The organism is Robiginitalea aestuariiviva (genome assembly GCF_029537735.1).
GTDB classification, from domain to species: domain Bacteria; phylum Bacteroidota; class Bacteroidia; order Flavobacteriales; family Flavobacteriaceae; genus Robiginitalea; species Robiginitalea aestuariiviva.
Genome location: NZ_JARPUQ010000002.1, coordinates 266077 through 289046 on the forward strand (window position 1 = coordinate 266077; position 22970 = coordinate 289046).

Consider the following 22970-nt stretch of genomic DNA (forward strand, 5'->3'; position numbering starts at 1 on the left):
ACCCCGCCAGCCCGCAACGGCATTTCAGGCATTCCCATCTCCCAAAACTCCGGATTCAGGACCTCCCGAAGGGCATACCCCTGGGGCCGCCGAACTTCTTATCTTTGCGGTTCAAAGTTCCGGCATGCGCTATTTTATTGAATTTTCCTACCTGGGAACCGCCTATCACGGGTGGCAGCGCCAACCCAATGCCCTGGGGATCCAACAGCTTATGGAGGAGCGCCTGGCCACCCTGCTGGGGGCGGATCACCTAGACCTGGTGGCTGCAGGGCGCACGGATGCCGGGGTGCATGCCCGCCAGATGTTTGCCCATTTTGACTGGGATGCGCCCCTGGCCGTAGACCTGGTGCACCGTCTGAACAGCTTCCTGCCGGACGATATTGGCATCCACAGCCTGCAGCAGGTTACAGCTTCCGCCCATGCCCGCTTCGATGCCCTGGGCCGGACCTATGAGTACCTGCTGATTCAGCAAAAGGACCCTTTTTGGCTGGAGCGGGCGCACTGGGTGCAGGCGCCCCTGGATTTTGAGGCGATGAATCAGGCGGCAGCCCTGATGCTGGACTTTGAGGATTTTAAATGCTTTTCCCGCTCCAAGACGGATGTAAAGACCTACACCTGCGACTTGAGGGAAGCCCGGTGGGATTACATGGATGGGCGTTGGGTATTTACCATAACCGCCAACCGCTTCCTCCGGAATATGGTGCGTGCGGTGGTGGGGACCCTCCTGCTGGTAGGTCGCGGGCAGCTGGACCCGGAGGATGTTAAGACTATTATAAAAAGCCGGGATCGGCGGCGTGCCGGGGCCTCTGTACCTGCAAAAGGGCTATATTTGACCCGGATTGAATACCCCCCTGGGATTTATGTCAATGGAGAAGGAAAACAGCGGTAAAGCATTCGACCTCTTTTTATTCCGACGGGTGATGGCCCATACCCGCCCGTACCGGATTACCTTTTACGGGACGGCCCTGGCGGCCATCCTGCTCACGGTTTTTGCGGTGCTCACCCCCGTGATTCTGCGGGAAACCATTGACAAGGCGATTACCCTTAAGGATGAGGCCTACCTGCTGGACCTTTCCCTGGCCATGCTGGGGGTGCTTATCGGGCAGGTGGTGTGCCAGCTCCTTTTTACCTATTACGCCAACTGGCTGGGCGAATCCGTGATCCGGGACCTGCGGACCAATTTGTTCCGCCGTATGATCGGGTTTCGGATGCAGTACTACAACAAATCCAGCATAGGGGTGCTGGTTACCCGTGCGGTTGCGGACCTGCAACGCATTGGGGAAATTTTTTCCCAGGGTTTCTTTACCATTGTAGCGGATCTGCTCAAAATGCTGGCGGCTTCGGCCATCATGCTGATCTGGAACTGGCGCCTGGCCCTGATTGTCTTTGCGATCCTTCCCCTGATCCTGTATGCCACCCGGGTATTCCAGCAGAAAATGAAAGTGGCCTTTACCGAGGTTCGCGCCCAGGTGGCCCAATTGAATTCCTTTGTACAGGAGCGGCTTACCGGGATGAAGATCGTGCAGTTGTTTACCCGCGAAGCTACTGAAAGCCGCAAATTCCGGGACATTAACGAAAAACACCAGAACGCCTGGCTTAAAACGGTCTGGTACAACTCCTTTTTCTTTCCCATTGCCGAAATCGTGACCTCCATTGCCATTGGCCTGGTGGTCTGGTACGGGGGGCTGCAGGATATTACCAGTTTGGGAACGGACAACAAAGGGGTAATCTTCGGATTTATCCTTTTGATCGAGATGTTGTTCCGCCCCCTGCGGCAGATCGCAGATAAGTTCAACACCCTGCAGATGGGGATGGTGGCTGCAGGCCGGGTCTTCCGGATCCTGGATACGGAAAGCCGCATTGAGGACGCAGGCAGCCTGGAAGTGCCCCATATGAATGGGGCTATTGCCTTCCGGGACGTACATTTCAGCTATACCCCGGAAGAGGAAGTCCTGCACGGGATCTCCTTTGCGGTGGAACCCGGGCAGAAAATTGCCATTGTGGGGGCCACCGGGGCCGGGAAGTCCACCATCATTAACCTGCTGAACCGTTTTTACGATATCGATTCCGGGCAGATTTTGCTGGACCAGACCGATATCCGGGAGTACCGCCTGGCCTCCCTGAGGCGTAATATTGCCGTTGTGCTGCAGGATGTTTTCCTGTTTGCGGACACCATTGCAGCCAACATTACCCTGCACGATCCCGAAATCCGGCAGGAAGATATAGAGGCTGCAGCCCGGGCCATTGGCGTACACGAATTTATCAGCAGCCTGCCCGGAGGGTATCAGTACAACGTTAAGGAACGGGGCACGATGCTCTCCAGCGGGCAGCGGCAGCTGATCGCTTTCCTGAGGGCCTATATGCGCAACCCCAGTATCCTGGTACTGGACGAAGCCACTTCCTCTGTGGACACCTATACCGAACAGCTGATTCAGGAGGCGACCGAGAAGGTTACTGAAGGCCGTACCTCCATCATCATTGCCCACCGCCTGGCCACGGTCAAAAAGGTGAATACCATCCTGGTGATGGACAAGGGCCATATCGTGGAAACCGGATCTCACCAGGAATTACTTCGCAAAAAAGGGTATTACCACAAACTGTACGAAGCCCAGTTTATGGCGGAGGAAGAACTCGCCTAGGCCTGGGGTCTGAAATCTTCCAGGTTAAAATATCCCAATGCCAACAGCAGTAGCATCAGCCCGATAATCAGCAGGAAGAAGCCCATTACCACCAGGATCAGATACACGGCAGACCGCCACGTAAAAGCCCATTTCCCGAAGCCGTTAATGCGGTACAGCACATAGAGCACATACACCAGGGTTACCGCCAGCAGGGGCTGGCTGTAGCTTACATACGCTTCCGGATACCCGAGAATGACGATCAGGCTGATCGGGAAGGTCACCAGGCTTACCTGGGCCATGGCGTAGAAGAGCGCTACAAAATACTCCGCCAGGTTATACCGGACCTTGTTGAGCAACAGAAAGGCGGGTACCACCAGCACGGGGAGGTACAGGAAAAAGAAAAAGGCGTTGTAATCAAAGACGAACTCGGACCACTTCCGGTTGAATTCGGGATTGACCGACTGGGAGGCCTGGGTAAAATCCACCGCCTCGCTCTGAAATTTCTGGATGATAAACATGATGATCCCGGACAGGGTCAGGGCAATTCCCAGGTAACTGATGGGGTTGAGATAGCGTTTGCGCAATCCTTTGATATACCCGTCAATAACGGCTTCGGGCCTGATCAGCAGGCCGGTAAAGGTCCGAACCACGGAATTGTCCAGGTTAAAGAGCCGGTCTACAAAATCCTTAAGCAGGGCCCTGAAGGTAATCCGGCGTACCTGGGTCTTGGCCCCGCAGGTGGGGCAGAACCGGTAATCTAGCCGGAGGGAGGTATCGCAGTTGGGGCACTTCACTGGCTCAGGTCCTTGCGGATCATCCGACCCAGTTCCTCCGCGTCTTTAAAGAGCACGAATTCCCCGTTTTTGATATAGGAAATCAGCCCGGTTTCCTCGCTGACCACCAGGGCCAGGGCGTCGCTACGCTCCGTAATGCCCACGGCTGCACGGTGCCGCAGCCCGAACCGCTGGGGGATGGAACGCTCCCGGGATACCGGCAGGATCACCCGGGTGGCTACAATATGGTTGCCTTTTATGATGGCCGCCCCGTCGTGCAGCGGGCTGTTCTTGAAAAATATACTTTCCAGGATGGGCTGGTTGACCTCAATCTGCATGCGGTCCCCGGATGATTTAATAAAGTCGAGGGAAGTATCCCGCTCAATAACCAGGATAGCGCCCGTACCGCTCTTGCCCATGTTCTGGCAGGCGCCCAGCAGGGCGTCAATATCCAGGGCCAGGCTAATACCTTCCTGCCGCAGGAATTTGAAGTGTTTGATAAACCGCCTTTTGTTGGCGATGTTGGTAGAGCCGATCACCAACAGGAATTTCCGGATCTCCTGCTGGAAAACGATGATCAGGGCAATCAGGCCCACCTGCATAAAGCCGCCCAGCATACTGCTGGTCATCCGCATGTCCAGCAACTGGGTCAGTTTCCAGAAGGCCCAGACAAAGACAATACCCAGGAAGATGTTAATAGCCACCGTGCCGCGTATCAGGCGGTAGAAATAAAACAGCAGGATGGCCACTAATAGGATGTCGATCAGGTCGGTTACGCCAAAATCCAGAAAATCGAGAAAGTCCAATCTGATCCGCTTTCTGTAAAAGTAGAAAAATTAACAGAATCCCGCCGGGTCCGTACCGGGAAACGCTTCCCAGAGCCGGATGCATTCCACGGCCTCACGCACATCGTGTACCCGGAGGATGTTGGCGCCCCGTTCCAGGGCCAGCATATGCAGGGCCGTAGTCCCGTTCAGGGCCTCCTGGGGGCGGATGTTCAGGGTTTTCCAGATCATGGATTTACGGCTCAGGCCAACGAGCAAAGGTGCTTCCAGCTCCCGAAATGCCGCCAGCCCGGCCAGGAGTTCAAAATTCTGTTCCCGGGTCTTTGCAAATCCGAAGCCGGGGTCGGCAATGCAATCGGCAATCCCGAGGTCCCGGGCTGCGGCCAGGCGTTCGGAAAAATATTTCAGGAGGTCTACCAGCAGGTTGTCGTACGCAGTCCGGGAGGTCATGTCCTGGGGGGTGCCCCGCATGTGCATCAGGACATAAGGCACACGCGCCTCAGCCACCAGGGGCAGCATTTTTGGGTCCAGCTGGCCGCCGCTGATATCGTTTACCAGGGCTGCCCCGGCCTTGAGGGCCGCCTCGGCCACCCCGGAGCGGAAGGTGTCTATTGAAATCCGGATTTCAGGGAATTCCTTTACCAGGTCTGCGATCAGGGGTACTACCCGCTGGTGTTCCTCGGCTTCGGGGATGTCGCTGGCCCCCGGTCGGGAGCTGTACCCGCCCACATCTATAAAATCGGCCCCGGCCCCCAGCATGCGGCGCACCTGCTCCACGGCTATCTCGCGGGCGTTGTACCGGCCGCCGTCGTAAAAGGAATCCGGCGTCACGTTCAGGATGCCCATCACCCTGGGGGTTGAGAGATCCACCAATTCGCCTTTGCAACAAATGGTCATAGGCTTGTGCTTTTTTGCAGGCCCCCCGGTAAAAATCCGTTTAAAACCCTACTTTTGACAGGGGAAATCCCGCGGGAAAATACGCAAATTCCACCACTCATGACGGACACTTCCAAAGCTTACGACGGCGTGATCGGCGAATGCCGGGAACTTTTCCGGCGCAAGATGAACGACTATGGGGCAGCCTGGCGCATCCTGAGGTTGCCGTCCCTGACGGACCAGATTTACATCAAGGCCCAGCGCATCCGCAGCCTGCAGCAAACCGGGCAGCGAAAAGTAGCGGAGGGGGAGCGCCCTGAGTTTGTCGGCATCATCAATTACGCCCTGATGGCCCTGATACAACTGGAACTGGGGGTGGCCGAAATGCCGGACCTGGATGCCGAGCGCGCCCTGGAGCACTACGACCGGGAAGTGGCGCAGACCAAGGCCCTGATGGAAGCCAAAAACCACGATTACGGGGAGGCCTGGCGCGATATGCGCATCAGTTCCCTGACGGACCTGATCCTGCAGAAACTGCTGCGGGTAAAGCAGATCGAAGACAACCAGGGCCGCACCGAAGTCAGTGAAGGGGTGGATGCCAATTACCGGGATATGATCAACTACGCCATCTTTGCCCTGATCCATATGGGGGAAGAGGTTAATTCGCAAGCCTCATGAAAATAGCCGTCCAACTCGCCCGTATCCTGGTAGGGGTACTCTTTATCATTTCAGGGTTCATAAAGCTGAACGATCCGGTAGGCTTTTCCTTTAAGTTGGAGGAGTACTTCAGCAGTACGGTGCTGAACCTCCCCCTGCTGGAACCCTATGCCCTGGCCATCGCCCTTTTTGTGGTGATCCTGGAGGTGATCCTGGGGGTAACCCTCCTGCTGGGCTACCGCATTCGGCTCACGCTCTGGACCCTGCTGGGTATGATTGTATTTTTCACCTTCCTGACCCTTTACTCCGCCGTAACCGGCAAGGTTACGGATTGCGGGTGTTTCGGGGATGCCCTGAAACTTACGCCCTGGCAATCCTTCTATAAAGATGTGGCCCTTTTGGTGCTGATCCTGGTATTGCTCTGGGGACAACGCCATTTAAACCCTCTGGGGCGTGCAGGCTTGCGCCTGGGTGCCACCCTGGCCAGTTTGCTGGCGTGCGTTTTGTTTGCACGCTATGTGCTGAACCATCTGCCCTGGATCGATTTCCGGCCCTACCATGTGGGGGCCAGTATTCCGGATGGGATGACCATCCCGGATGACGCCCCGGGCCCCATTATGGAATACGACTGGAAATTCCTCATAAACGGGGAAGAACGCATCCTTACCACGGACGGGGCCTACCCGGAGGTGGACGGAGAATTTATCGAAGTGGCCGAAATCCGCGAAATCCGGGCGGGGTATGAGCCGCCCATCCACGATTTCACCCTGGAGCGGGAAGGGCAGGATTACGCCAGCGCGATCCTGGAGCGCAAGCAATTGCTGATGGTGATCGCCTACGACCTGGGGCGCAGCTACCGGGAAGCCTTTGCCGCCATCAAACCCCTGACCGATACGGCCATGGCCCGCGGGTATTCCGTGATCGGCATGTCCGCTTCCTCCCCGGAGGAGGTGGCCCGCCTGAAGGCGGATTACGACCTGAATTTCCCGTTTTACTTCAGCGACCAGACCACCCTGAAGACCATTGTGCGGTCTAACCCCGGGGTGTTGCGCCTGGAAGCCGGCACTATTGCCCAGAAACTGCATTACAACGACCTGGACCAGCTGGACCTGCGGGAGCTGGCCCCTGAAGAACGGTATAACATGCCCCTGAAACAGGCCCTGGACAGCATCCTGGTCCTGGACCAGAAGTATCGGGGCCCGGATATGGACTGGAGCCAGTGGGGACTGCAGATGGAGTTGGACAGCGCCAACATTCGCTTTGTGGATTCCCTGGTGGCCCGCCACGGATACCCGGGTAAAAGCCTGGTGGGCGAGCCTGCCAATAAGGCTGCCTGGTATGTGATCCAGCATTCCAACCGGATTGACGACTTCCTTCCGGCTATTCGCGTTGCGGCCGAAACCGGGGAACTCCCGTACCGCCTGTACGCCATGATGCTGGACCGCTCCCTGATGCAACAGGGCAAGCCCCAGCTTTACGGCACCCAGGGCCAGTCCTTCTTTATGGGGAGTCCGGAGGAGGTTCACCTGATCTGGCCCATTGAGAACCCGGAAGCGGTGGATGCCCGCCGTAAGGCCGCCGGGTTTGCAGACAACCTGGAAACCTATGGCAAAGACCTGTTTGGCCCCGACTTTGAATATCGAACCTATACCCTGGAAGAGGTGAATGCCCTCCGGGATCAAATGAACTAAAGTAATCCTATCCTTATGAGAAAGCAGATAGTAGCTGGAAACTGGAAAATGAATAAAACGGCATCCGAGACGGAAAGCCTCCTTACTGAATTACAGGGTATGCTGCCGGATACCCATGCGGAAGTCCTGGTGGCCCCCACCTTTGTAAACCTGGCCCTGGCCTCGCGCCAGCTGGAGGGTTCTGCCATTGGGGTGTCTGCCCAGAACATGCACTTTGCGGACAGCGGCGCCTTTACGGGCGAGATTTCCGCCGATATGCTGCTGGCTATTGGGGTGGAAACCGTGATCCTGGGGCACTCCGAGCGCCGGGAGCATTTTGGGGAAGACGATGCCCTGCTGGCCAAAAAAGTACAGCAGGCCGTAAGCAAAGGCATGCGGATCATCTTTTGTTTTGGCGAATTGCTGGACCAGCGCAAAGCCGGAACCCATTTTGAAGTGGTGGCTTCCCAGCTGAAGCAGGCCTTGTTTGACCTGCCGGAGGCGGCCTGGAAACAACTGGTGCTGGCGTATGAACCTGTGTGGGCCATTGGGACAGGCGAAACCGCCACCCCCGAACAGGCCCAGGAGATGCACGCCCATATCCGTAATCTGGTGGCCAACGCCTATACCCCGGCCGTAGCCGATGCCGTGACCATCCTTTACGGGGGCAGCGTAAAGCCCGGAAATGCAGGCGATATCTTTTCTAAGCCGGATGTTGACGGCGGGCTTATTGGAGGTGCTTCCCTGAATGCCGCAGACTTTACGGCCATTGTAGCCGCTATCTGAGGCCATGTACCTTTGTTGTACCCTGGAGTTGCAACCCCTGCAGCCGGCCTCGGAAATCTTTATCGCGGCCCTGGGCGAGCTCGGTTTCGAGAGTTTTGAGGAAACCGAAACCGGCCTGAAAGCCTATATCCGCAAGGCCGAATTCAATCCCGAAGCGCTGGAGGCCCTGCCGTACCTGCAATCCGACCTTTGGGAGGCGCAGTACACGATGGAAGAACTGCCCCAGGAAAACTGGAATGCCCGCTGGGAATCGGACTATCACCCCATTCGGGTGGGAGATGCCTGTGTGGTGCGCGCCCCCTTCCACCCGGAACCGGACCCGCCTGTAGCGCACGTTCTGGTGATCGCCCCCAAAATGAGTTTTGGCACCGGGCACCACCAGACCACCTGGCTGATGCTTAACCGGATGCTGGACATGGATTTTGATGGCCGGGCGGTGCTGGACATGGGTTCAGGCACGGGGGTGCTGGCCATCCTGGCGGCCCGCAAGGGTGCCCGACCGGTCTGCGCCATAGACATTGACCCCTGGTGCTTCGAGAACTGTGAGGAGAATGCGGCCCGCAACCAGGTGCAGCTTCGGGCCGTGCTGGGTGACGCTGCCGCCATTGGCGAGGCCCGGTACGATGTGATCCTGGCCAACATCAATAAAAACATTTTGCTGCAGGACCTCCCTGCCTATGCCCGGGCCCTGAATCCTGGCGGTACCCTCTTGCTGAGCGGGTTTTATGAAGCAGACCTGGAAGACCTGAAAGCGGCAGCAGCCCGCGTTAACCTGGCTTATCAGGACCACCAGGTGCGGGACCAATGGGTGGCTGCTGCCTTTGTGCCTGCCTGAATTCACAAACCCAGACCCCATTGGCCCGGGGCATTCCCATTGGCACCCTGCCATTTTTGCAGCTTCCGCAATTGTAGGGGCTGCCGTGGGCGCTGCGTCAAAATTTTATTATATTCGTAACAAACCCTTTGACTATGAGTGGGAAGGAACGCTTACAGGAAGAGCTGCTGGTGGGGGAAGACCTCAAGGACCTGAGTGAGATTGTCCTGTTTAATGACGAGGTCAACACCTTTGACCATGTGATCCAAACCCTGATCGATGTGTGCGAGCACACCCCGGAACAGGCCCACCAATGTTCCCTGATTGTACACCACAACGGCAAGTGCACGGTAAAAACCGGGGAATACCACGACCTGAAGCCGCGCTGCACCCGCCTGTTACAGGCCGGGCTGAGCGCAGAGATTGTCTAGTTTCGGCCCTACAATCGCAATGGAACGGCCTTTCCAGGACCGGATCAAACCCATGCACCGCACCCACCGCATACTCCTATTTTTCTTTTGGCTTGGCATGCTGCTGTCTTCCCCCGCGCAGTACGGCCAGACCCTGCCTCCCATCCGAAATTTTGAGCCGGCCGCCTATGGGGCGGACAACCAGAACTGGGGCGTGGCCCAAACGGACCGCGGCTGGATGTACCTGGCCAACAACGGGGGGTTGCTGGAGTTTAACGGGGTAGACTGGAGGCGGTACCCGTCCCCAAACGGTTCCGAGATGCGTGCTGTTTTTGCCAGCGGGAACCGGGTGTATTCCGGTTGCTACATGGAATTTGGCTACTGGGAACCGGACGGCCTGGGCGGCCTGATTTACACTTCCCTGAGCCGGGAGCTGGAAGCCCCGCTCCTGCAGGATGAACAATTCTGGCGCATCCGGGCCCTTGGGGGCTGGGTGCTGTTTCAGTCGCTGCAGCGTATCTATGCCTACCGCCCGGAAAGTGGCCGCCTAACCGTGATTCCCTCCGAGGCCAGCCGGGCCCAGCTCTTTGAATTTGACGGCGCCCTGTATTTCCGAAAGGAAGCCGAAGGTTTGCTGCGGATGGAAAACGGCCAGGCCAGGGTGTTGCTGCCCCGATCGGATATCGGGACCCAGGTCTTTGTGGGGATGGTACGGGTGGGGCAGGAGCCTGCCCTGATTGGCGAGAACGGGGAATTTCTGGTTTTGGAGGCCTCAGGGGTTCGCCGGTGGGTGCCGCCCGGGCTTCAGGGCCAGCCGGGCGTAACCCTGTACAGCGCTTCCCAGCTCGCCGACGGCAGCCTGGCCCTGGGCACCATTTCGGAGGGGGTTATGCTCCTGCGGCCCGATGGTTCCCTGCTGGAGAAGATCGGGAAAGCCGAAGGCCTGAACAACAATACGGTGCTCTCCGTTTTTGAAGACCGGGACCAGAACCTGTGGCTTGCCCTGGACAATGGCATAAGCGTGGTTAACCGGGGGGCAGCGTTTAGCGAATATGTAGACCGGGCCGGTACCCTGGGTGTGGTTTACGCAGCCCGGGAACACCAGGGCCGCCGCTACCTGGGCACCAACCAGGGCCTTTTCCAGGCGCCGCTGGAGTCCGACGGCCCCTATACCCTGGTACCCGGAACCGAAGGCCAGGTCTGGTGTATACGGGAATACGACGGGGTGCTGCTTTGCGGCCACAACCAGGGAACCTTTCAGGTAGACGGAACCCGGGCCCGCCTGGTGGGCGATGCGCCCGGCACCTGGGACATCAAACCCGTTCCGGGCCAAAACAACCTTTTGCTACAAGGGGGGTACCAGGGCCTGAGCGTGCTGGAGCGCGGTCCTGAAGGATGGGCCTTGCGCAATACCCTGGAAGGCTTTGGCATCTCTTCCCGATTCTTTGAGTTCACCGCAGACGAGAAACTCCTGGTCAACCACGAGTACAAGGGGGTATACACCCTGCAAACCGACCCGGATTACCAGCGGGTTACGGACAGCCTGCACACCCCGGCTTTTGGTTTTGGGGCCAGCCTGTTCCGGTTCCGGAATGCCGTTTATTACGCTAACAGCAGCGGAGTTTTCCAGTACGAGCCCGGGCAGGGCTTTGTGGCCGATTCCACCCTGAATGCCCTCCTGTATTCCGGGGAGGACGACCCAGTAGGGTTGTTACTACCGGATGAACAGTCGGACCGGCTCTGGGGCCTTGGCAACCGGACCCTCTATAACGTAAAACCGGATCCGCTGGGGGCCGAACTCCGATTGCAGACCATCCATGTGCCGGAAGGGTTTCGGCGCAGCCTGGGCGTGGTGGGCTTTGAGTGCATTGCGCCCCTTTCGCCATCGCGGTACCTGTTCGGACGCTCGGACGGATACCTGCTGCTGGACCTGGATAAGTTGGAGGAAAAACGGCCGGCGGTTTACCTGCGGCAGGTACAGCAACAATTCTACAACAGGGATTCTACGGTAACCTTGCCACTAGACAACCCCGAAACCGCTTTACCCTATCGCCTGAACAACCTGCAGTTTACCTTTGGGGTGCCCCTCTATGACAAGTACCGGGAGGTGGAATACCAGTATTGGCTGGAAGGATACCAGGAGGCCTGGAGCAACTGGAGTACCCAGGCCGCAGTGCGCTTCGACAACCTGCCTTACGGTACTTATACATTCCACGTCCGTGCCCGGGTAGGGGATGCCCGCTCCGAGAATACCGTGCGGTACCCCTTTGAGATTGCCCGCCCCTGGTACTTCACCTACTGGGCCCTGGCCCTTTTTGCCCTGGCCCTGGCGGGCATGGCCTACCTGGTACACCACCGGTACCGGAGCCATTACCGAAGGCAGCAGGCCCTACTCCAGTTGAAGGCCCAGCGTAAACTCCGCCAGAAAAAGCGCAAGACGCGCCGCAAGATGATGGAGATGCGCAATGCCCACCTGCAACGGGAAATTGAAAGCAAAAACCGGGAACTGGCTGTTTCCACTATGAGCCTGATCAAGAAGAATGAATTCCTTAACGCCCTGAAGGAACAACTGCGCAAAGCAGAGACGCCCGGGCAGGTGAAGTCGGTCATTCGCACCATAGATCGCAATATCAACAACCAGGAAGACTGGGAGTTTTTTGAAACAGCTTTCAACAATGCAGATCAGGACTTTTTACACACCGTAAAGAAGCGCCACCCGGACCTCACCCCGAATGACCTGAAACTCTGCGCGTATTTACGGCTTAACCTGTCTTCGAAGGAGATTGCCCCCCTGTTGAATATTTCCGTGCGAAGCGTGGAAGTGAAACGTTACAGGTTGCGCAAAAAAATGAACCTGGAACACGATCAGAGCCTTACCAACTATATTTTGGAATTATAGGCGCTTCTACGCTGCCAAAATAATTTGAATAATACCACAACATTACCACAACATCAGCATTTTTCGCCATGGCTTCAAATGTTAAAATTGTATAGATTAACATGTTGAAATGGCAATATAGCAGCAGTTTTTCTGCCATTTGGGTAAAATAGCATCGATATATTGAGAGGTGTATATATTTTGTTGGGGTAAAAAATTCCCGATCTACCTATACATCTTCTATTTTGCTTCCTCCATCAAACGCCATGGAAATGAAGCAGACGCTATTTCTAATTTTCGCCTTTTTGACCTTCGGGTTACAGGCTCAGGAGATCCAGATCCAGGGAGTGGTTCTGGATGCCATTTCTTCCGAACCCCTGCCTGGGGTTAATGTTATTGTGAAAGGTACCACCCGCGGTACGGCCACGGATTTTGACGGGAATTTTTCCCTTTCCGGTTTGGCCCAGGGGGAGGTTGTGGTATTTACCTATCTGGGTTATCTGGAGCAGGAGTATACCGTATCCCGTTCCCAGGAGGTGACCATCCGCCTCTCCGAGGATGTAAGCGCCCTGGACGAAGTGGTCGTGATCGGGTATGGGACCCAGACCAAAAAGGAAATTACGGGGGCGGTTTCCGTGGTGGATGCGGAGTCCATTGAAGAGCTTAACCCCACCCGGATTGAACAGGCGCTGCAAGGGCAGGTAGCCGGGGTGCAGATTACCTCGGAATCCGGCTCCCCGGGTAGCGGGTCCAATATCCGCATCCGCGGGATTTCCACCAACGGGGATAACCGCCCCTTAATCCTGGTGGACGGCAACGTCATTGAGGACCTGAGTGTGATCAACCCCAGCGACATTGCCAGCATCAACATCCTTAAGGATGCCACTGCCGGTATTTACGGGGTACGCGCTGCCAACGGGGTCATCCTGATTACCACCAAAACCGGCCGCCGCAATACCGAGCTGAAATTCAGCTACGACGCCTGGGGCGGGCTGCAGCAGACCTCCCGCAAGATTCCCGTACTTAACGCCACAGAGTATGCGGTTATCGTCAATGAGGCTTTTGCTGCCGGCGGCAGCCCCAACCCCTATCCCAATCTGGCAGGGCTGGGCACCGGGACCGATTGGCAGGATGAAGTGTTTACCAATGCCCCGATCTTCAACCACAATTTCAGCGCCAATGGCGGGAGTGAAAAGTCTACCTATTCCTTCGGGGCTTCCTACCTGACCCAGGATGGGATCGTGGGCGGGCCCAAGGCCAACTTTAACCGGTCTACCGTACGCTTTAATTTCAATACGGAGCCCATTGAAAACCTGAAGTTGGTAGCCAACGCCCTCTACACCCGCACCAACCGGAAAACCCTTCCCGAAGGGACACTGGGATCCGTGTTGTTCAATGCCCTGAACAATGCCCCCACCTTTGCCGTGCGGGATGCCTCCGGGGCTTTTACCCTGGCCGAGGGCCTGGGGAACGAGGTGATCAACCCCCTGGCGCAGGTCGAAAACACTTTTAACAAGACGAAGGTAGACCGCATTTCCGGGAAAGTGGGCGCAGCCTACACCTTGCTGGAAGGCCTGTCTGCCGAATCGAATTTCCAGTTCAACTATGCGGAGGTAGCCGGCATCTTTTTTGCCCCTACCGTCTTCTACGGCTCCGGGAAGGTTTTTAATGTAGACCGCAATTTTGTCGTGGAGAGCAAGAACCTCTTTCGCGACTATACCTGGGACACTTTCCTGAAATACGACAAGGAATTGGGAGACCATACCTTGAATGGTACCCTGGGGATGTCCGTGTTCCGTACCAGCGGGCAATTTTCCGGCAGCACCGGCTTCGACATTCCGGGGAATTCCTTTACCAACGCCCGCATTGAGAACGCCTCGGACGTAATCGACAATTTTATCAACACGGTCGGGAAGTTCGATTCCCGCCTGCTGTCTTACTTCCTGCGGCTGCAGTACAACTACAAGGATCGCTACCTGCTCTCCGGCGTCCTGCGCCGGGATGGATCCACCGCCTTCGGGCCGCGGAACAAATTCGGCTACTTCCCCTCCGGATCCCTGGGGTGGATCGTAAGCGAGGAGGATTTCCTTGCCGAAAGCTCCTGGCTGAACTTTATGAAACTCCGCGCCTCTTACGGGATTGTGGGGAACGACCGGATCGCAGCCAATGCCTTCCGCTCCGTCCTCTCCGGCGAGGGTGCCTATGTATTTGACGATGAATTGCGCTTTGGTCAGGCGGTAGGGGCCCTGTCCAACCCTGAAATCCAGTGGGAAGAACAAAAAACCCTCGATATCGGGATTGACCTGCGTTTGTTTGACGACCACATCAGCCTTACCGCGGATTACTTCCAGAAGCGTACGGAAGACCTGCTGGTATCTCCTCCGGTTTCCGGGATTCTGGGTGCGGCGGCACCCGGCTCCGGTTCCCCGGTGGTCAATGCCGGTACCGTGGAGAACAAGGGGGTAGAATTAGCAGTGGGTTATCAAACCGCCCCTACCGCAGCCTTCAGCGCCAGCATTAATTATAATGTGACCCTTCTGCAGAACGAGGTCCTCTCCGTCAACAACGGGGTAGGCTTTATTCCCGGAGGCTCCTTCGGGGTAGGGCAGGACCCGCCCGCACGCATGGAGGACGGTAAACCCCTGGGATACTTCTATGGCCTGGAGACCGACGGGGTCTTCCAGACGCAGGCGGAAGTGGATGCCCACGCCACCCAGGCCAATGCCGCCCCCGGCGACCTCCGCTTCGTGGACCAGAACGGCGATGGCATTATCGACTCCAACGACCGGACCGATATCGGCAACCCCATCCCGGACGCCACCATGGGGCTGAATATTAGCCTGGGGTACCGCCAATGGGATTTCACAGCTTACGCCTTTGCCTCCCTGGGCAATGAGATTGTACGGAACTACGAGCGGAACCAGCCCCTGGTGAACCGTTCTGTCTATACCCTAGACCGCTGGACGGGCCCGGGTACCACCACTGAAGACCCGAGGGTAACTATCGGGGCCACCTCCAATACCCTGTTCTCGGATTACTTTGTGGAAGACGGTTCCTTCGTGCGGCTGCAAAATGCCCAGTTGGGGTACACCTTTACCGATGCCTTTAACGAAAACCTGGGGATTGACAAACTGCGGTTTTACCTGTCGGTTAACAACCTCTTTACCCTGACCAAGTATCGGGGATATGATCCGGCGGCTTCTTCGGGAGCCCCCATCGGCGCGGGGATAGACCCCGGCTTCTATCCGGTGGCCCGCACCTACCTCTTAGGGGTTAATTTCAAATTCTAATGCAAATGGTACTGAAAAATCACATCAAAGCCATCCTGGGAATGTTGCTGTTGCCCCTGTGGATTTCCTGCAGCGACGATTTTGTGGACGTGGATTCCTTCGACGAGGATTCGGAGAATTACTTCAACTCCGAGGAGGATTACGAACTGGCGCTGATTGCAGCCTACGACATGCTGCAGTCCACCTACCTGAATGCGATGCTGGGGGAAATTGCCTCGGACAACACCCTGGCCGGGGGCGAAAGCGCCACGGACGTGCCGGGCATTCAGGAAATAGACGACATGGTCCACACGCCGGTAAACCAGCAGCTCCGGGACATCTGGAGCTGGATGTACGCCGGGGTAAACCGGGCCAACTACATCCTGGAATTCCGCGACAAGACGGACTTTCCGGGTAAGGAACGCATCCTGGCCGAGGCCACTTTCCTGCGTGCCTACTACTACTTTGAACTCGTAAAATGGTTTGGGGATGTGCCCCTGGCCGTAGATCAGCGCCTGCTCTTTGGCGACCAGGACGTGGTACCCCGTACCTCGGCCAGTGAAGTCTACGATCAGATTGAGGCGGACCTGACCTACGCTGCGGCCAACCTGCCCTACACGGCTTTTGAAACGGGCCGGGTTACCAAGGGGGCGGCACAGGCCCTGCTGGGCAAGGTGCTGATCTACCGCGAGAAATTCCAGCCGGCTGCCCAGGTGCTGGAGGATCTGATCAACAATGGGCCCTATGAGCTGGTGGCAGACTACAGCACCCTGTTTGAGAACGACAATGAAAATAACGTTGAATCGGTTTTTGAGGTGCAGTACACGGATGTGGAAGGCGCCGGCTTTGGCTGCCTGCAATGCAGCGAGGGCAATGTAGCTGTCGGGTTTAACGGCATCCGGAATTACTCCGGGCCCTTATTCGAATCCGGGTTCAGTTTTAACGTGCCCACTGCAGAGGCCTATGCGGCCTTCGAGGACGGGGACCTGCGCCGGGATGTAGCCATCCTGGACATCGAAGCCTGGGCTGCCGCCAATGAAGGCGTTTCCTATGTGGAGGGCTATGAGCATACCGGGTATTACAACCGCAAGTATATCGCCCGCCAGGGCGACCTGAACACGGGCGACGCCAACCTGACCAACCCGAATAACTACCGGGCCATTCGCTATGCGGAGGTGCTGCTGCTGGCAGCCGAGGCCCTGAACCGGGGCGGGATTAACGACGGGCGTGCCCTGGGCTACCTGAACCAGGTGCGCAACCGGGCCGGCCTGGCCGATTTAAGCCTGGGGGGCGGCGCCCTTACCGAGGCCATCTACCAGGAGCGCCGGGTAGAACTCATGGGGGAAGGCCACCGCTTCTTCGACCTGGTCCGCACCGGGCGCGCGGCAGCAGCCATTCCCGGGTTCCAGGCCCCTAAAAACGAATTATTTCCTATTCCATCCATAGAAATTGAATTAGCCGGGAACCGCTGGGAGCAGAATCCGGGGTATTAAATCAAAATTGGCAACCATGAAACAGATCAGATTTATCGCAACAGTATGTATCGCTTTCCTGGCATTCTCCGGCTGTACGGAGGATGAGCAGATTTCCTACGTGCTGCAGAATATTTCGGCCCCCACCAATGTACAGGCGGTCTTCGACATTTCCCAGGACGACACGGGCACCGTATCGGTTACCCCTACTGCCGTTGGGGCAAGCGCTTTTGACATTTACTTCGGGGATTCCGACAATGAGACCCCTACCCAGGTGGGCCCGGGGGAAACCGTGACCCACGTGTACGGGGAAGGGACCTACAACCTGCGTATTGTAGCAGTTGGCCCCACCGGCCTCACCAGCGAACTGGTGCGGGTGGTAAACATATCCTTTACGCCTCCTTCCAACCTGGCGGTGGATATCTCCCTGTCCGCCTCCAATCCCTTTGAGGTAATTGTGGCGCCTACGGCCGATAACGTAACGGTATTCGATATTTACTACGGCGATGTAACCGACGAGGTGCCCCAGACTATCATGGCCGGGGAAACCGGGTCCCACATCTATGCGGAAACCGGCGATTACACCGTAAGGGTTGTGGCCCGCGGGGCCGGCGCAGCTACCGTGGAGTATTCCGAAGTGGTAACCATCAGCGGGGCCTCAGACCCCATCAGCCTGCCGATCACCTTCGATGCCCCCACCGTAAATTACGCCTTTGGCACCTTTAACGGGGCCAGCTACGAGGTGGTGGACAATCCGGACGCCTCCGGCGCGAACCCCGTAGCCTCCAAGGTAGGGGCCATCACCAACGCCGGCGTAAACTGGGAAGGCGGCGCTTTTACCCTGGGCACCCCGGTGGATTTCAGCGGCTCTGACAAAACCATTACCATGAAGTTCTGGTCTAACGTGGCCGTACCCCTGCTGCTGAAGTTTGAAGGCGGTGTCAATGGCGAGCGCGAGAATGAAGTGGTAGCCAACCACGGCGGTACCGGATGGGAAGAAATCAGTTTCGACTTTGCCACCAGCGCTGTAAAAAGCTATATCGATGGTACCCAGGGCGTGGGCGAAGCCTTTGTGCCCACCGGGCAGTACGCTACCCTGGTACTCTTTGTAGACGGCCCGGGCACCACAGCCGGCACCTTCTACATGGACGACATTGAACAAAGCGGCGGTACTGTAACTCCGCTGGAGCTGCCCATCAGCTTTGATGCTGCCGGCGTGGATTACGCCTTCGGCACCTTTAACGGGGCTTCCTTCAACATTGTGGACAACCCGGACCCCAGCGGGGCCAACGCCTCCGTTTCCAAGGTCGGGGCCATCACCAACTCCGGCAACAACTGGGAAGGCGGGGCCTTTAACCTGGATACCCCGGTGGATTTCAGCGGCAGTAACAAGACCATCCGCCTGAAGCTCTGGTCTACTGTTTCTGTTCCTGTCCTCCTGAAATTTGAAGGCGGGGTGAATGGGGAACGCCAGAACGAGGTAGTGGCCACCCACGGCGGTACGGGCTGGGAAGAACTCAGTTTCGATTTTGCCACCAGTGCCACGAAGAGTTATATTGACGGTACCCAGGGGGTAGGGGAACCCTTTGTCCCCACCGGGCAGTACGCCACCCTGGTTCTCTTTATTGATGGGCCCGGCAACACGGCCGGTACCTTTTACATGGACGACATCGCACAGGATGGTGCCACCCAACCCCTGGCGCTCCCGATGAGTTTTGACAACCCCGCGGTTGCCTACGATATGGGCACCTTTAACGGGGCCAGCTACGCGGTAGTAACCAACCCGGACCTCTCCGGCGTGAATACTTCCGCCAGTAACGTGGGCGCCCTGACCAATTCCGGCGTGAACTGGGAAGGAGGTGCCTTTTCCATGGGCACCCCGGTAGATTTCAGCGGCAATGATAAAATCATCCGCATGAAGTTCTGGTCCAACGCGGCCGTACCCGTATTGCTGAAGTTTGAAGGGGGCGTAAGCGGCGAACGTCAGAATGAGGTAGTGGCCAACCACGGGGGCACCGGGTGGGAAGAACTCACCTTCGATTTTGCGACCGATGCCACCAAGAGTTATATTGACGGTACCCAGGGGGTTGGGGAACCCTTTGTCCCCACCGGGCAATACGCGACCCTGGTGATCTTTGTGGATGGTCCCGGCACCACAGCCGGTACCTTCTACATGGACGATATAGAACAGGTAGCGCCCAGCACCGACCTGAAACTGCCTATCTCTTTTGACCAGGCGGGGGTAGCCTACGACATGACCACCTTTAACGGCGCCAGCTATGCCGTGGTGACCAACCCGGACCTTTCCGGCGCCAACACCGTAGCCAGCAACGTAGGGGCCGTGACCAATTCCGGTGTGAACTGGGAAGGCGGATACTTTGTCCTGGATGTACCGGTGGATTTTGCAGGCTCCAACAAGACCATTGCCATGAAATTCTGGTCCAACGCGGCCGTACCCGTCCTGCTGAAGTTTGAAGGCGGAGTAAGCGGGGAACGCCAATGCGAGGTGGTGGCCAACCATGGCGGCACCGGATGGGAGGTCCTGACTTTCGACTTCTCCACGGATGCTGTGAAGAGTTACATTGACGGTACCCAGGGGGTAGGAGAGGCCTTTGTACCTACCGGGCAATATGCCCAGATCACTTTCTTTGTGGACGGCCCCGGCACTGCTGCCGGTACCTTCTACATGGATGACATCGTACAACAATAAAGCAGATGCACATGTTTCGATTCCAAATAGCACTGATAGGGATTTTGGCCTTCCTGGCGGGTTGCCAGGAAGAACAACCCGAATTGCAGGAACTGGCCATCCCGGCCAACCTCACGGTAAACGTATCGGTGGCCCCGGACCAGTCCGGGAATGTAACGGTGACCCCCCAGGCAGACAACAGCCTGTACTACCACGTGGTCTTCCAGCCGGGGCAGGACCCGGTGGTGATCAGCCCCGGGCAGTCCGCCCAGTTCCGGTTTACGCGTTCCGGCCAGTACAGCGCCCCGGTAACGGTGGTGGCCTACAGCGCCGGGGGGCTTTCTTCCAGCACCACCGTGATGGTAGATCTGGATGTACGCCTCTTTATTGACCCGGCCACCCTGCAGGATATTGCCGGGGATGGGGAGAAACGCTGGGTGTGGAACCGCACCGAAGCCGGGCATTTTGGGGTGGGCCCCCTCACCAACGATTTCCCGGAATTCTTCAGCGCTGGCCCGGACCAGTTGAACCCCTGCCTGTATGACGATGTATTGGTTTTCAGTTACGATGCCAATGACAACTACAGCTTCCGGCTGGAGCCGGGCACGGATAACCAGGTCTTTATCAACTGGACGGAAGTAAACCGCTTCTTCCCGGATGCGACTCCCGGGCAGTTTGTGGACGAATGCCGGGACATTACGGACCAGGCTTCCTTCAGCAGCAATTTCGTAATTATCGACAATGCGGACGGTACCCGTACCCTGGATGTGGGCAGCAGCTTTCTGAGCTACTGGGCTATCATTTCAGGGCAGTACCAAATCGTGGAGCTTACGGCAGACCGCCTTACCGTAAGGGGCATCAGCCAGCCGTTTAACGGGGACGCCCCCCTGGCCTGGTATTATACCTTTGTTCCGGAAGGCGGCTCCGATGCCAAGAACGACATCTTCAATACCCTGGTCTTTGAAGAGGATTTCAATACAGATGGGGCCCCGGACCCTGCTGTCTGGAACTACGACCTGGGTACGGGCAGCAATGGCTGGGGCAACGGGGAATCCCAGTATTACACCGATCGCCCGGAGAACGTGATTGTCGAAGGCGGGATGCTTAAAATCACTGCCCGGACTGAAGCCTTCCAGGGGAGCGCCTATACCTCGGCCCGCCTGCAGAGTTACCAGAAATTTGATTTTCAGTACGGCAGGGTAGAGGTGCGCGCCAAACTGCCCACCGGGGGGGGGACCTGGCCGGCTATCTGGATGCTGGGCTCCGATTTTGAAACCAATACCTGGCCTGCGGCCGGGGAGATCGACATCATGGAACATGTGGGCAACCAGCAGGACCGAATCTTCGGTTCCACACACGACCCGAATAATTTTGCGGGGAATGCCCGTACGGGCTCTACGGTGGTTAGCGGGGTATCCGATGCCTTTCATACCTATGCCCTGGAGTGGACGGATACCGAAATTCGGTTCTATGTGGACGACCAGCAGTACCACGCCGTTTCTAACAATGCGGGCCTGCCGTTTAACAAGGACTTTTTCCTGATCCTGAACGTGGCTATGGGCGGCACCTTTGGGGGCGCTATAGACCCGGGCTTTACGGCATCCACTATGGAGGTGGATTACATTCGTATATATCAATAATTGTGTACTTTAAGGGCTGCATCGCGGGGCCCCGGCTAACCTCCGGGGCCCTCTGCATGCGCTAACAACCAACCTAAACCTTTTCAATATGCAAACCGATACAGCCATTAAAATGAACAAGTCCTACACCGTCCTGATCAGCCTGATTGTGGCCCTGGGCGGGTTTTTGCTGGGCTTTGACAGCGCCGTGATTTCCGGTGCCGTCCGCGGGATTACCGTGTATTTTGAAATGACCGATGCAATGCTCGGGTTTGCCGTGGGCTGCGTGATTTTCGGCGCCATGGCAGGCAACCTGGTTGCCGGCCCATTAAGCGATCGCTTCGGGCGCAAGAACGTGCTGCTGGTGGTAGCAGCCCTGTTTACCATCTCGGCTACCTGGTCTGCCCTGGCCACCGGGTACACCGAGTTTATCATTGCCCGTATCATTGGCGGGATAGGGATTGGCGGCGCCATCCTGATTGCCCCGGTCTACATCGCCGAAATTGCACCACCCAAATTGCGGGGCAGCCTGGTTTCCTTTAACCAGCTCAACATTGTGATCGGTATTTCCGTAGCTTATTTCTCCAATTATTTTCTGGTGAATTACGGGGAGGAAAGCTGGCGGTGGATGCTGGGGGTGGAGGCCATTCCGGCCTTTATCTATTTCCTGGCCCTGTTTACGGTACCCAAGAGCCCCCGCTGGCTGATCCAGAAGCTCAACAAGGTAGCCCTGGCCCGCAAAATCCTGGAGCGTATAGGCGGCGAGGCCTATGCCGAGGCCACCATTGTGGAGATCCAGCGCGGCCTGGCCAAAAAAGAATCCAAAGGCACCCTGTCCGACCTGCTGAGCAGCAAGTATGCCACCATTATGATCATTGCCATGGGGATTGCGTTTTTCCAGCAGATTACCGGGATCAATGCTATTTTCTACTATGCGCCCACCATTTTTGAACAGGCGGGCGGCAGCACGGATTCCTCCTTCCTGCAGGCCATTGTAGTGGGGCTTACCAACCTGGTGTTTACCCTGGTGGCCATCTGGCTGATCGACCGACTGGGGCGCAAGCCCCTGTTGCTTATTGGCACGACCAGTATGACCGTTGCGCTGCTGCTGGCTACCCTGGCCTTCAACAATGCCACCTACGACTTCAATGAAGCTACCCTGGCCAAGGTGAGTGACGTGCAAACCCGGGAGGTTTTGACGCAGCTTTCCGGCAACTCCTATGACGGGCAGGCCGCATTGTTCCAGGCCGTGCAGCCCATGATGGGCGAAGACCAGTTTTTGGATTTTAAACGCAACCAGATTACCAACTTCATCCAGATCAATGCCACCCTGGTACTGGTGGCCATCCTGCTTTATGTAGCGGCCTTTGCCATCTCCCTGGGGCCGGTAATGTGGGCCCTGATCTCGGAGATTTTCCCAAGCAAGATCAAGGGGATTGCTATTTCGGTCGTGGGCTTTTTCAACAGCCTGGTGAGTTTTTCCGTAACCCAGGTTTTTCCCTGGGAGCTCTCCAACCTGGGCCCCACTGCCACTTTTGCCATTTATGCCCTGCTCTCCTTCCTGGCCATCCTGTTCGTGAAACGCTTTGTGATCGAAACCAAGGGCCGCAGTCTGGAAGAGGTAGAGGAACTCCTGATACGAAACGATTAA

General features: G+C 57.0%; 16 protein-coding genes. 13 read left to right on the plus strand and 3 right to left on the minus strand.

Annotation, left to right across the window (positions count from 1 at the left end):
* The first annotated feature begins 124 nt into the window (after window positions 1-124).
* Both truA and OZ410_RS07900 read left to right on the plus strand, forming a co-directional pair.
* A complete protein-coding gene (gene truA, locus OZ410_RS07895; protein ID WP_277707408.1) occupies window positions 125-889 on the plus strand; it encodes a tRNA pseudouridine(38-40) synthase TruA in 765 nt (254 codons plus the stop codon).
* Window positions 867-2639, plus strand: a complete 1773-nt coding sequence (locus OZ410_RS07900; protein WP_277708351.1) for an ABC transporter ATP-binding protein — start codon at window positions 867-869, stop codon at window positions 2637-2639. Before truA ends, OZ410_RS07900 begins: the two co-directional genes overlap by 23 nt.
* On the opposite strand, the gene OZ410_RS07905 is transcribed toward OZ410_RS07900, so the two are convergent.
* The 3 genes from OZ410_RS07905 to folP are packed head-to-tail and all read right to left on the minus strand — an operon-like array spanning window position 2636 to window position 5076.
* On the minus strand, window positions 2636-3415 hold the full coding sequence (locus tag OZ410_RS07905; RefSeq protein ID WP_277707409.1) for a DUF3667 domain-containing protein: 780 nt from the start codon (window positions 3413-3415) through the stop codon (window positions 2636-2638). The two genes, OZ410_RS07900 and OZ410_RS07905, sit on opposite strands and share 4 nt — an antisense overlap.
* Complete coding sequence (locus OZ410_RS07910; RefSeq protein WP_277707410.1) at window positions 3412-4200, minus strand: diadenylate cyclase; 789 nt, start codon at window positions 4198-4200, stop codon at window positions 3412-3414. Before OZ410_RS07910 ends, OZ410_RS07905 begins: the two co-directional genes overlap by 4 nt.
* A 30-nt stretch (window positions 4201-4230) precedes the next feature.
* Window positions 4231-5076: a dihydropteroate synthase gene (gene folP / locus OZ410_RS07915; RefSeq protein ID WP_277707411.1), complete on the minus strand. Its 846-nt coding sequence runs from the start codon at window positions 5074-5076 to the stop codon at window positions 4231-4233.
* 99 nt (window positions 5077-5175) lie between these two features.
* Between folP and OZ410_RS07920 the strand changes: the two genes are divergently transcribed.
* The 11 genes from OZ410_RS07920 (at window position 5176) to OZ410_RS07970 (ending at window position 22970) form a co-directional block, all read left to right on the plus strand.
* The gene (locus tag OZ410_RS07920; protein WP_277707412.1) at window positions 5176-5733 is read left to right on the plus strand and encodes a DUF1599 domain-containing protein; all 558 of its coding nucleotides are present in this window, start codon (window positions 5176-5178) and stop codon (window positions 5731-5733) included.
* Entirely contained in the window at window positions 5730-7403 is a 1674-nt protein-coding gene (locus tag OZ410_RS07925; RefSeq protein WP_277707413.1) for a BT_3928 family protein, read from the plus strand. Before OZ410_RS07920 ends, OZ410_RS07925 begins: the two co-directional genes overlap by 4 nt.
* A 15-nt stretch (window positions 7404-7418) precedes the next feature.
* Window positions 7419-8168, plus strand: a complete 750-nt coding sequence (gene tpiA, locus OZ410_RS07930; RefSeq protein ID WP_277707414.1) for a triose-phosphate isomerase — start codon at window positions 7419-7421, stop codon at window positions 8166-8168.
* 4 nt (window positions 8169-8172) lie between these two features.
* The gene (gene prmA / locus OZ410_RS07935; protein ID WP_277707415.1) at window positions 8173-9003 is read left to right on the plus strand and encodes a 50S ribosomal protein L11 methyltransferase; all 831 of its coding nucleotides are present in this window, start codon (window positions 8173-8175) and stop codon (window positions 9001-9003) included.
* 134 nt (window positions 9004-9137) lie between these two features.
* Window positions 9138-9413 carry an ATP-dependent Clp protease adaptor ClpS gene (locus tag OZ410_RS07940; protein ID WP_277707416.1) on the plus strand — a complete coding sequence of 92 codons (276 nt, stop codon included), beginning with the start codon at window positions 9138-9140 and terminating at the stop codon, window positions 9411-9413.
* A 19-nt stretch (window positions 9414-9432) separates the two neighbouring features.
* Window positions 9433-12291: a helix-turn-helix and ligand-binding sensor domain-containing protein gene (locus OZ410_RS07945; RefSeq protein WP_277707417.1), complete on the plus strand. Its 2859-nt coding sequence runs from the start codon at window positions 9433-9435 to the stop codon at window positions 12289-12291.
* 251 nt (window positions 12292-12542) lie between these two features.
* Window positions 12543-15560: a SusC/RagA family TonB-linked outer membrane protein gene (locus tag OZ410_RS07950; protein WP_277707418.1), complete on the plus strand. Its 3018-nt coding sequence runs from the start codon at window positions 12543-12545 to the stop codon at window positions 15558-15560.
* Window positions 15561-15565: 5 nt separating this feature from the next.
* Window positions 15566-17032, plus strand: coding sequence for a RagB/SusD family nutrient uptake outer membrane protein (locus OZ410_RS07955; RefSeq protein WP_277707419.1), 1467 nt, complete (start codon window positions 15566-15568; stop codon window positions 17030-17032).
* Window positions 17033-17048: 16 nt separating this feature from the next.
* Complete coding sequence (locus tag OZ410_RS07960) at window positions 17049-19721, plus strand: fibronectin type III domain-containing protein (RefSeq protein WP_277707420.1); 2673 nt, start codon at window positions 17049-17051, stop codon at window positions 19719-19721.
* Window positions 19722-19732: 11 nt separating this feature from the next.
* Window positions 19733-21340: a glycoside hydrolase family 16 protein gene (locus OZ410_RS07965; RefSeq protein WP_277707421.1), complete on the plus strand. Its 1608-nt coding sequence runs from the start codon at window positions 19733-19735 to the stop codon at window positions 21338-21340.
* Between the two features lie 88 nt (window positions 21341-21428).
* Complete coding sequence (locus tag OZ410_RS07970; RefSeq protein ID WP_277707422.1) at window positions 21429-22970, plus strand: sugar porter family MFS transporter; 1542 nt, start codon at window positions 21429-21431, stop codon at window positions 22968-22970.